7 protein-coding genes are annotated in these 10976 nt (G+C 64.9%); 2 read left to right on the top strand and 5 right to left on the bottom strand.

The window, feature by feature from the left end; all coding sequences use genetic code 11:
- Together FGL94_RS06545 and FGL94_RS06540 are read right to left on the bottom strand one after the other, a co-directional pair.
- Positions 1-1023: a hypothetical protein gene (locus FGL94_RS06545; RefSeq protein ID WP_144922405.1), complete on the bottom strand. Its 1023-nt coding sequence runs from the start codon at positions 1021-1023 to the stop codon at positions 1-3.
- Positions 1024-1077: 54 nt separating this feature from the next.
- Positions 1078-2178: a hypothetical protein gene (locus tag FGL94_RS06540; RefSeq protein ID WP_144922402.1), complete on the bottom strand. Its 1101-nt coding sequence runs from the start codon at positions 2176-2178 to the stop codon at positions 1078-1080.
- A gap of 799 nt (positions 2179-2977) precedes the next feature.
- On the opposite strand from FGL94_RS06540, the gene FGL94_RS06535 reads away from it, so the two are divergent.
- Complete coding sequence (locus FGL94_RS06535; RefSeq protein WP_144922399.1) at positions 2978-4912, top strand: archaea-specific SMC-related protein; 1935 nt, start codon at positions 2978-2980, stop codon at positions 4910-4912.
- A gap of 873 nt (positions 4913-5785) precedes the next feature.
- Here FGL94_RS06535 and FGL94_RS06530 read toward each other — a convergent pair.
- The 3 genes from FGL94_RS06530 to gfo6 form a co-directional block, all read right to left on the bottom strand.
- On the bottom strand, positions 5786-6661 hold the full coding sequence (locus tag FGL94_RS06530; protein WP_144922396.1) for a fumarylacetoacetate hydrolase family protein: 876 nt from the start codon (positions 6659-6661) through the stop codon (positions 5786-5788).
- Positions 6662-6802: 141 nt separating this feature from the next.
- Positions 6803-8041: a mandelate racemase/muconate lactonizing enzyme family protein gene (locus FGL94_RS06525; protein ID WP_144922393.1), complete on the bottom strand. Its 1239-nt coding sequence runs from the start codon at positions 8039-8041 to the stop codon at positions 6803-6805.
- Positions 8042-8137: 96 nt separating this feature from the next.
- Positions 8138-9223 carry a D-xylose 1-dehydrogenase Gfo6 gene (gfo6, locus tag FGL94_RS06520; RefSeq protein WP_144922391.1) on the bottom strand — a complete coding sequence of 362 codons (1086 nt, stop codon included), beginning with the start codon at positions 9221-9223 and terminating at the stop codon, positions 8138-8140.
- Between the two features lie 142 nt (positions 9224-9365).
- Here gfo6 and xacF point away from each other — a divergent pair, with 142 nt between their 5' ends.
- Positions 9366-10814: a 2,5-dioxovalerate dehydrogenase gene (xacF, locus tag FGL94_RS06515; RefSeq protein WP_144922388.1), complete on the top strand. Its 1449-nt coding sequence runs from the start codon at positions 9366-9368 to the stop codon at positions 10812-10814.
- Positions 10815-10976 lie beyond the last annotated feature (162 nt).

Below are 10976 nucleotides of genomic sequence, written 5' to 3'. Positions count from 1 at the left end.
CTACCGTTTGAACCCCGCTGCCTCCTCGGCGGTCTCGGCGAGGTCCGCGGTCTCCGCGGCCTGTTCTTGAACGGTTTCGCCGTGGTTCTCTTCGATCATCTCGGCGAAGTCGTCGTCCGCGACCTCGTCCGCCTGACTCTCCTCCTGCCCGGCGAGTTCGTTGATCAGGCTCCCGGCGTTGTCGACGAACTCCAGGGCCTCCTCGGGGAAGACGGAGCTCTTCAGCGCCGCCTTTCTGGTGTTGCTGTGGAACATGTCGTACGCCTCGCGCGCGGCCTCGAGGCGTTCGATGGCCATTCCGATCTGATCGACGCCGGCGCTCACGTTCTCGACGAAGTTCTCCGACTTCGCCTTCTCGATGTCCTGGAGGTAGAGGTAGTGTTCTTTGAGCTGGGTGTACTCCTGCCGCTCTTCGTCGCTCAGCGTGTCCGGGTCGGGCACTCCCTGTCCGGGACCGAGGTTCTGTATCCGCTGTGCGGTCTTCGAGAGACGCTCCTCGGAGTCCTGCTGCTCGACTTCGAGCGTATCGACGGTCTCTTGGAACCGCTCTTTCGCGTCTTCGACCCGTTCGAGATGCTCGTCGATGCTCTCGATCACCGCAGACATCAGCGCCGCCCAGTTCATCAGCGCCGCGCTGTTGAGGTTCTCCTCGTCGGGGTCCCGGAACAGCACGAGCTCTTCGCCTTCGATCTCGACGATGTCCTCCTCGGCGAGGTACTCGACGAGCACGTCGGCCTGTTGCTCGCTCGACACGATCGTCTCCCCGTCGGCGGTCGCCCCGGCGAGCGCCTCGACGGCCTCTCGGCGGCTGATCCCGCCGTGTCCCTCGTCGATGTCGATCTGATCGATGTTCTCCGGCTGGACGATCTGTTTGATCAGGTCCTCCCATTTCCCCTCCATGTCGTCGCTTTCGATCCAGTCGGCCCGGACGCGGATCGGTTCGGAGGCCTGACCGCGCCCCTCCGCGATGACGAACTGTTGGCCGTTGATCGTTTTCGTTTCGAAGGAATATTTGCGAGTCATTCGATGGTCGTTGAGTCTGTATAAATCAGTCAATCCACATTATTCCATCGGCTTTCAGAACTCCTCGTCGGCGACGACGGTCTCGTACCGGTCGACCACTGCCTCGCGGACGTGCTCGTTGACGCGGTCGTCGTGAGCGACTTGGAGTTCCTCGAACTGCGCTTCGGCGCGTTCGGTGAACTCCGAGGGGGAGGCGAACACGTCGTACTCCCCTTTCACCTCACCGAGTATCCGGCGCGCTCGCTCGTCGACGAGTCGGTCGAAGGGCTCCTCGACCGTGACGACTTCCGGTCCCACCGCAAGCCCCAGGCGGTCGACGAGCGTCGACCGCGTCTCCCTGAGAATTTCCGTCCGGACGCTCCGCGCCACAGACAGCACGTCGAACCGAGAGTCGATCGCGTTCTCGACGACCTGTTCGAACTCTCCGACGCGCAACGCGTGGTTCGACTCCTCGAACTCCCCTTCGATCGCCTCCTCGATCTCGTCCGCGAGGAACTCCGCGTACTCGTCTATCGCCTCCTCGACGAGATACTCGCCGTCGAGGTCGACGATGTACCCCTCCCGATCGAGGTAGCGGATCACGTCCGAGGTGGCGTTCACGTCGATGACGCTCTCGAGGTCGCTGTGAGCGATCTTCCCGTTCGACGCCTCGCGTTCGAGCCGCGCGTCGAGCCCCACGTCGTCGGCGTGCTCCTTGAGCTGCGTCCCGATGGTGTAGTAGTCGCGCTTACCCGCGGTGATGCGGCGGAGGTAGTCGCGCTCGGTGAGTTCGTCGACGAAGAAGTCGAGGTCGTCGATGGCCAGCGAGAACCGCGAGCGGAGCGTCTCACCGGTGACGACGAGCCGCTGGCCGAAGAGGTTCGTCAGTTCCCGCGTGATGTTCATGTTCCCTTTCACCCCGAAGGGATCGACGTAGTACACCCCGTCGCGGATCTGTTCGAGATCGACGAACTCGTCGCTCGACATCTCTGCGAGCGACTTCCGCATGTCGCTCGCGGCGAGCGACCCGGCGTTCAGCATTCCGACGTCCGCGTTCTCGTAGCCGGATTTGATCTCCGACTTCTGATCCGTGACGTACACGAACCCGTAGTTGTCTTGGGCGATATCTCGACAGACGTCCTCAAGGACGTCCGTATCGACCGGCAAGATCGTCATTACAACATGCGTGACAGGCTCCCATACTAAACCTTGCGAACATGACGATCGGTGAACCCCCGGTGACCCGCATTCCTGGTGTGGTTCACTTCACCGTCTGCGTACGTCTTTGAGCCGAGATCTCCGTTGAGTCGAGATCGCCGGACCCGTCCGACTGCCATCACCGGCCGCGTCCAAAGCGCGTGCGCCGTTTCCTCTATCAGGGAGAATAACAGATCTCTACTGAACGTCACGTATCGATCACTTATAAGATATATACACTAATAAATTTCTTGATGGGTTCTGTTTCGCTCGGACCGGCTCGATCCCGGTCCGCGAGATCGGACGCATGGAACTCGCCGACTCTATCGCGACAAAACACCGATCAATGGAGGATATCGTGTGTAACTACTTCTTATCGCGTATACTGACTATCTTTTAATAGATACTGTTATCTGAGTTTATTACAGTTTATTTATAACTATATTTTCATATATTGGTGTTTTGTGGTTCTTATTTGACAGAATTTTCCTGTTCATTTATCTTTATCGGAGATATAAGGACGTACGATCCAATCTGGAACGGGGAGCTCCGGCGGACCGCTCGACGCGGTATCGCTGATCCGCGATCTGCGGATGTTTCTCTACTCTTAGGAGACATCCGACCCATTTGATAGTAGAAACGTTTTCTCTGGCGGTGCCGATCGACCGGGACGACGTCGATCCGGCGTATCGACACCGTCAGGGCGGTTCGAGACCGCGCTGAACCGCTGAGCGAAGGATAGATTTAACACCGCGAGTATCGTTCTGCAACCATATCGATGGCTCAAATCTCGAAACCTGTCGTCCGCGTCGATGTCCGGAACATCGGTGGCATCGACGAGGCGTCGGTGACACTCCCCGACGGCGTCTCGATTTTGACCGGACGGAACGCGACGAACCGGACCTCCTTCCTGCAGGCGCTGATGGCCGGACTCGGTAGTCGACAGAGCTCACTGAAGGGCGACGCCGAGGAGGGCGAGGTGGCCCTCGAACTCGGCGACGAGACGTACACGCGCACGCTGCAACGCCGCGGCGACTCCGTCGCGTTCGGCGGCGACCCGTACCTCGACGACCCGGAACTGGCCGACCTGTTCGCGTTCCTGTTGGAGAACAACGAGGCGCGCCGAGCGGTGGCGCGCGGCGACGACCTCCGAGAGATCATCATGCGCCCGATCGACACCGACTCGATCGACGCGGAGATCCGAGAGTGCAAGCGCGAGCGCGACGATCTGGAGTCCGAGATCGAGAAGCTCGACAGCCTCGAACGCGACCTGCCCGACCTCGAAGCGGACCGCCGCGAGAAGGTCGAGGAGCTGGAAGCAGCGCAAGAAGAGCTCGAAGCGGTCCGCGAGGAGCTCGACGATCTCGACGCCGGCGTCGAGGAGAGCCGGACGCGCAAACAGGAGATGGAAGAGGCGTTCCAGCAGGTGCGCGACGCCCGCTCCGAGCTTGACGACCTCGAGTTCGACCTCGAGACCGAGCGCTCGACGCTCTCGGAGCTGAAGGCCGAGCGCGAGGAGCTTCGGGAGACGGTCGAGGAGGCCGAGGAGCCCGAGGAGAACGCGGACCGTCTCGCCGGTCGCATCGACGAACTGCGCCGCCGGAAGCGCTCGCTCGACGACGACATCAACGAGCTCGGCAGCGTCATCGGCTTCAACGAGGACATGGTGGACGGCTCGGGGATCGATATCGACGTCGACGAGGGGGCGTCCGGCGACGACCCGACCGCCGCGCTGACCGCGGGCGACCAGACGGTCTGTTGGACCTGCGGGTCCGAGGTCGAGACCGACCAGATCGAGGCGACCCTCGATCGGCTCCGGGAGCTTCGGTCCGACAAGCTCGACGAGCGCAACGAGATCCGCGCGGAGATCCAGGAGCTCACCGACCAGCAGTCGTCGATCCGCGAGGCGAAACGCGAGATCGAGCGCACCGAGGAGCGGCTCGACGCGGTCGACGAGGAGATCGAATCGACCGAGTCGCGGATCGCCGACTTAGAAGCGCAGATCGAGTCGAAGGCGGACGAGATCGAGGAGCTGGAAGAGGAGGCCGAGTCGATCGACGTCGACGGCTACGACGAGGCGCTAGAGCTCCATCGCGAGGCGAACGGGATCGAGCTCCGGATCGAGCGGATCGAGGACGAGATCGACGAAATCGACGACGAGATCGACGAGCGCGAGGCCGCGATCGAGCGCCGCGAGGACCTGAAAGCGGAACGCGAGGAGCTGGCCGAGCGGCTCACCGAGCTGCGGACGCGCGTCGACCGCATCGAGGAGAACGCCGTCGAGGGGTTCAACGAACACATGGAGACCGTCCTCGACATTCTGGAGTACGAGAACCTCGACCGGATCTGGATCGAGCGCCGCGAGACGGAGGTCCGCGAGGGTCGCCGCAAGGTCACGCGGACCCGGTTCGACCTCCACATCGTCCGCTCGTCGCCCGACGGGACGGCCTACGAGGACACGGTCGACCACCTCTCGGAGAGCGAGCGCGAGGTGACGGGGCTCGTGTTCGCGCTCGCGGGGTACCTCGTCCACGACGTTCACGAGACGGTCCCGTTCGTCCTGCTCGACTCGCTCGAAGCGATCGACTCGGACCGAATCGCGCGCGTCGTCGACTACTTCCGAACGCACGCCGACTACCTCGTCGCCGCGCTCCTCCCCGAGGACGCCGCCGCCCTCTCCGAGGAGTACGCCTACATCGAGAACATCGACTGATCGATGGCCGGCCGCGGGCTCGGGCACAGATAATGCTTCTCGTTCCTGTTCCCCGTTCCGCCAGAACGTCCGAGGAGACGGGACTATTACAACGATATGTTTGTAACGACAGCCGTTCGTAATATCAGAACGTGCGGTAGCGATCGGTCACCGTATGGAGGGTCGGCGCGACGCACGCGAACGGTCGGCGCGACCAGGCGACCTACCGGAGTGGCTCCACGTAGGCGGTCAATGTGTCGCTGACCGGGACGTTACGGTTCGAGGGTCGGTCGATCCGCTCGTTGGTCGAAGCGTTCTCCCGACGGCGCTACTTTAACGTACTGAGCGGCTCCCTTCTGATGATGCGGCGGATCCGCGTGCTGGTCCGTTCCGCCGAGTCACGTCACCACCTCGCTCAGACGGTCTCTATTACAGAATACACCGACCCCATCCGCGACACGGGTCCTCGTCCGTGATCCTCCCCATTTTGAGCCGGAAACGCGGTTTAAACCCCCCGTTCCCGGGAACACTGCGAATCGACGATCGAAACCGGAGTTCTGACACCGAGAACGCATCGGGCACCAACTCGTCGTGACGGCCGGCGTCGTCATCGTTGTGGTGTCGTTGCGGCGGCTGATGTCGAGGCGGCCGTGGAGTCGCGATGAACGCGTACCACGATCGCAACGCGGGCCTCGCGGTCGAGGCCGGTCCTTCCGAGTTCCGTGTCGGTCACTCCGCCGCGGAGACCGCCGACACCGTGGCGTTCGAGGTGACGGGGTGAACGCGGTGCCGGGGAACGGACGGACGTGCTTCACCGAGACGCGGGTCGCGGACGACGCGTGGTTCGGGCGGGTCGCGGACGACGCGTGACTCAGGTGTCGGTTCGGAGCGTTGTCAGACGCCGACGGTGTCGTTGGCGAGCTGTCCGATCTCGTCGATGTCGATCGTGATCCGGTCGCCCTCGGCGAGCGTGAACGACTCCGGCGGCACGAGCGCGGTGCCGGTCAGCAGGACGACGGTCTCCGGGAGATCGTTGTGCCGCCGGAGATACGAGACGAGCTTCTCGCAGGTGGTCGCCATCTCGCTCGTCGACGTCGAGTCCTCGAAGAGGACCTCGCCGTCGCGCTCGATGGTGAGCGTCATCCCGAGGTCGTGGGGGTCGTCGACGACCTCCGGGGTCGCCACGCACGGACCGACCGAACAGCACCGGTCGTACACCTTCGCCTGCGGGAGATACAGGGGGTTCTCGCCCTCGATAGACCGGCTCGACACGTCGTTGCCGATCGTGTAGCCGACGACCTCCTCGCGGTGGAGCACGACCCCGAGTTCCGGCTCCGGCACGTCCCACGTGGAGTCGCCGCGGATCCCGACGGCCTCGTTGGGGCCGACCGTCCGCGAGGGGGTCGCCTTTAAGAATAGCTCGGGGCGCTCGCTGTCGTACACGTCGATGTACACCTCGGGCTTGCCGCTCTCGGCCTCGCGTGCCTGTTCGCTGATCTGATACGTGACCCCCGCGGCCCACACCTCGTCGGGAGTCACCGGCAGGAGCACGTCGTCGGGGTCGAGATCCACCGACTCCGCGTCGTCGATCCGGCCCCGTGCGATGGCGTCGACGGATTCGTCGCACGCGTTCGCGGCGCGAGCGAGTTCGGTGAACGATCCGAGGTCGTCCGAGGCCGTCGACAGGTCGTAGGCGTCGCCGTCGTCGACGACGACGAGCGAGTCGGACCCCTCGCTGTGCTTTCCGCCGGGGAGTTGATAATACCGCATATCATACCGATGCGCAGACGCCGTTATAAGAGTACCGCCAACGGGGCTGCCGGACCGGGGAGCCCCCCGCACTCCTTCGGTTCCGCCGTCCTGCGCTTCGTCGAACTACGGAAATCGGAGAGTTCCGCGCTTAACTCCGGCTTACGCCGGATCGAACAACGTCTCGCCTTCGACCATGTGCTCCTCGACGGCGTCGAGGTTCAGCGTCAGGCCGAGACCCGGTTCCTCCGGGATCTCCATGCGGCCCTCCTCGATGAGATTGTCCTCTTCGACCAGGTCCTCCCACCAGCCGAGCTCGTAGGAGTGGTACTCCAGCGCGAGCGAGTTCGGGATGGCCGCGCCGACGTGCGCGGACGCCATCGTGCCGATCGGCGAGGAGACGTTGTGCATCGCCACCGGGATGTAGTACATGTCCGCTAGATCCGCGATCTTGCGGGTCTCGCGCATCCCGCCGACGCGCGGAAGGTCCGGCGCGACGATGTCGACCGCCTGCGGTTCGAGGAGGGTCCGCTGGCCGTGCTTCCGGTAGACGTTCTCGCCGACGGCGATCGGCGTCGTCGTGGACTTCGTCACCTCCTCTTGCACCTCGTGGTTCTCCGGCGGAACGGGGTCTTCGAGCCACCACACGTCGTACTCCTCGAGAGCCTCAGCGAGGCGCTTCGCGGAGCCGCCGGTGAACGACCAGTGGCAGTCGAAGGCCACGTCGGCCTCGTCGCCGACGGCCTCCGTGGTCGCCTCGACGATGTCGACCTTGTGGTCGATCTCGGGGTTACGGAGGTGGCGGTTCGCGCGGTCCTTCTCGTGGCCGGACGGCACGTCGAGGTCGAACTTGATGGCGTCGTAGCCGAAGTTCTCGACGACGCGTTCGGCCTCGGCGGCGCAGGCCTGCGGGTCGGCCTCGTTCTCGGTGTGGAGGTCGCAGTACACGCGGACCTCGTCGCGGTACTTCCCGCCGACGAGCTGGTAGGCGGGCACGTCGAGGAGCTTCCCGGCGGCGTCGTGGAGCGCGATCTCGATGCCGGAGATGGCGGAGATGACCTTCCCCGAGATCGAGCCCTCGCCCGACATCTTCTGGACGAGGTGCTCGTACAGCCGGTCGATGTCGAGGGGGTTCTCCCCGACGAGGAACGGCTTCATGCGCTCGATGATGGCGGTGTCGCCGCCGCCCCAGTAGGACTCGCCGGTGCCGACGACGCCCGCGTCAGTGTAGACGCGGACGAGGATCCACGGGTAGTTGCCGTCGACCATCGTCGTCTGTACGTCCGTAATCTCGGCGTCACGGACACCGCCCCGCGAATTCGTGATGTCCATCGTCTCCGCCGAGAGGTCCCGCATGGTGTACTCCGCGTTCGGGTCGCGGAGCTTGTCGTGATCGACCATTGGCGTCTGTACATCCCCGAACCCGATACTAAAGCTTGTGGATAGGGTCCCGCCCCGCAGTTCGGCTGCGGGACCGAGGCGTCGGCTTCAGTCGTCTCACACCGAAACCGTGCTCCCGGTCTCGGCCGCGTCGTAGATCGCTTCGAGGGCGCGCATGTCGACCAAGGCGTGGTCACCGTCGGGGCGGATCGGCGCCTCTCGGAGTACGCGATCGGCGAAGTAGTCGAACTCCTCGGTCATCTCGTCTTTCGTCACGTCCCGCCGGTCGTCGCCGATCGCTAAGCGCCGGCCGTCCCTGTGGAGCGTCAGCGTCTGTTCGGACTGGCCGAGGAAGGTCGGTTCGAGAGCGAGCTCGCCGTCGGTGCCGACGACCCGGAAGTGGCCCGTGTACGCGGCGTGTTGGCTCGCCGTGCAGGCCGCCTGGGTCCCGTCGTCGAACCGGACCGTGAAGGCGGCGTGCTGGTCCGGCACGTCACGGAACGCCTCGTCCGCGGACCGCATCTGAGCGGTCGCGCTGACGGGGTCGGCGTCGAGGACGAACCGCGCGGTGTTGAGCGGGTAGATGCCCAGATCCATCACGCTCGCGCCGTACCCGACGAGATCCGGATCGAGTCGCCACTGGTCGGGGTCGCCGGAGACCGTCTCCAACATCCGCTGGCTCATGCTACCGTGGACGGCCACGGGTTCGCCGATGGCGCCCTCCGCGATCAGCTCGCGCATCCGGCGGACCTGCGGGTCGGTCTGCATCCGGTAGGCGACCATCAGCGGCACCTCCTCGGTGGCCTCGACCAGCCGTTCGGCGCGCTCGCGGGTCGACTCCATCGGCTTCTCACAGAGGACGGCCTTCCCGTGTTCGGCGGCGGCCTCCGCGTACGGGAGGTGGAGCGCGTTCGGCGTGCAGACGTACACTGCGTCGTACTCGTCGGTCGCTTCCCCGTCCGTGAACTCCTCGTAGGTGAGCGCGGCGTCGACGGTCGGAATCTCGTCGGCGGCCGCGGACGCCTTCTCGCGGCTCCGGCTGACGAGGACGGTGGTCTCGCAGAACTTCGAGTCGTCGACCGCGGGGATCGCCTGCTCGCGGGTCCACCACCCGAGGCTGATCATCGCGATCCGGAGCGTCCCCGACTCCAACTGCTCCCAGTCCCGGTCCCTGACGCTCTCGAGGTAGTCGGCGGCTGACATGGCTCGACGTTCGCAGCTATCTGCAAAAGTGTATTGGACGGCGCGGTTCGGCGGGTGGCGGACGACACTCTCGGGTTCCGATCGCTCCTCGCGTATCGCTGAAACCGTAAGAATAGTATGGGTCGGCCGCGAACGGGCGCACGTGACAGAGCCCAATCGGAACTACGTCGGCGGAGAGTGGGTCTCCTCGGAGACGGGAGAGACGTTCGAGGTTCACAACCCCGCGGCTCCCGACGAGACGATAGCGAGCTACCAGCAGTCCAGTGCGGCCGACGCCGCCGAAGCGGTCGAGGCGGCGGCCGACGCACAGGACGAGTGGGCGACCACGCCCGGTCCGGAGCGCGGTCGGATCCTCCGGCAGGCGGGGTCGGTCCTCGCCGATCGGAAAGACGAGCTCACCGCGATGCTCGTCGAGGAGGAGGGGAAGGCCCGTCCCGAGGCGGCCGGTGAGGTACAGCGCGCGATCGACATCTTCCACTACTTCGCCGGGAAGGCGTCCGACCTCGGCGGGACGGTCAAGGGGTCGAGCAGCCCCGACACGACGCTCTACACGCGCAAGGAGCCGGTCGGCGTCGCGGCGCTGATCACGCCGTGGAACTACCCCATCGCCATCCCGGCGTGGAAGCTCGCCCCCGCGCTCGCGGCGGGCAACACCGTGGTCATCAAGCCCGCGAGCGCCGCCCCGGGCGTCGTCCTCGCGATCGCGGAGGCGTTGGCGGAAGCCGGGCTCCCGAACGGCGTGCTCAACGTCGTGACGGGACCGGGCAGCTCGGTCGGCAACGAGTTCATCACGAACGACGGCACGGACGCGGTCTCCTTCACCGGGAGCGGAAAGGTCGGCGAGATGGTCTACGATCAGGCCACGGACGCCGGCAAGCGGGTCCAGACCGAGATGGGCGGGAAGAACCCCACGCTGGTCACCGACTCCGCGGATCCCGCGGAGGCCGCCGAGATCGTCGCGAGCGGCGGCTTCGGGACGACCGGCCAGTCGTGTACGGCGTGTTCCCGCGCCGTCGTCCACGAGGACGTGTACGACGAGTTCGTCGACGAACTCGTCGACGCGGCCGAGGCCATCGACATCGGTCCGGGGCTCGACCACGAGATGGGACCGCAGGTCAGCGCCGACGAGCTGGAGTCGACGCTCGAGTACATCGACATCGCCCGCGACGAGGGGGCGACAGTCGAGGCGGGCGGCGGGAAGCCGACCGGCGACGCGGTCGAGACCGGCCACTTCGTCGAGCCGACCGTCCTGACCGACGTCGACAACGACGACACGATCGCCTGTGAGGAGGTGTTCGGCCCGGTCGTCGCCGTCATCAAGGTGAGCGACTACGAGGAGGGGCTTCACGTCGCCAACGACGTGGAGTACGGGCTCTCGGCCAGCGTGGTCACCGACGACCACACCGAGGCCAAGCGGTTCATCGACGAGTCGGAGGCCGGCGTCGTGAAGGTCAACGAGAAGACGACCGGGCTCGAACTCCACGTGCCGTTCGGCGGATTCAAGGACTCCTCGTCGGAGACCTGGCGCGAACAGGGCGACGCGGGACTGGAGTTCTACACGATCGAGAAGACCGTCTACGACAACTACTGAACCGGTCACCGGCCCCGTCTGCCCCGCGAGCGACTTTCGGGGCGCGAGCGACTTCCGGGGCGCGGATTCGACATTCTGAAAAATAGAACAGAAAGCGAAGAGGGGGACGTCGATCCGCATTACAAAAGTATGGCTGTGATTCTCATCGCGGGAACTGACCTA

Origin of the sequence: Halorubrum salsamenti (assembly GCF_007671685.1) — an archaeon.
Taxonomy (GTDB): domain Archaea; phylum Halobacteriota; class Halobacteria; order Halobacteriales; family Haloferacaceae; genus Halorubrum; species Halorubrum salsamenti.
The sequence above is the reverse complement of the archived record's forward strand: the minus strand, read 5'-3'. Positions and strand labels throughout refer to the sequence as shown.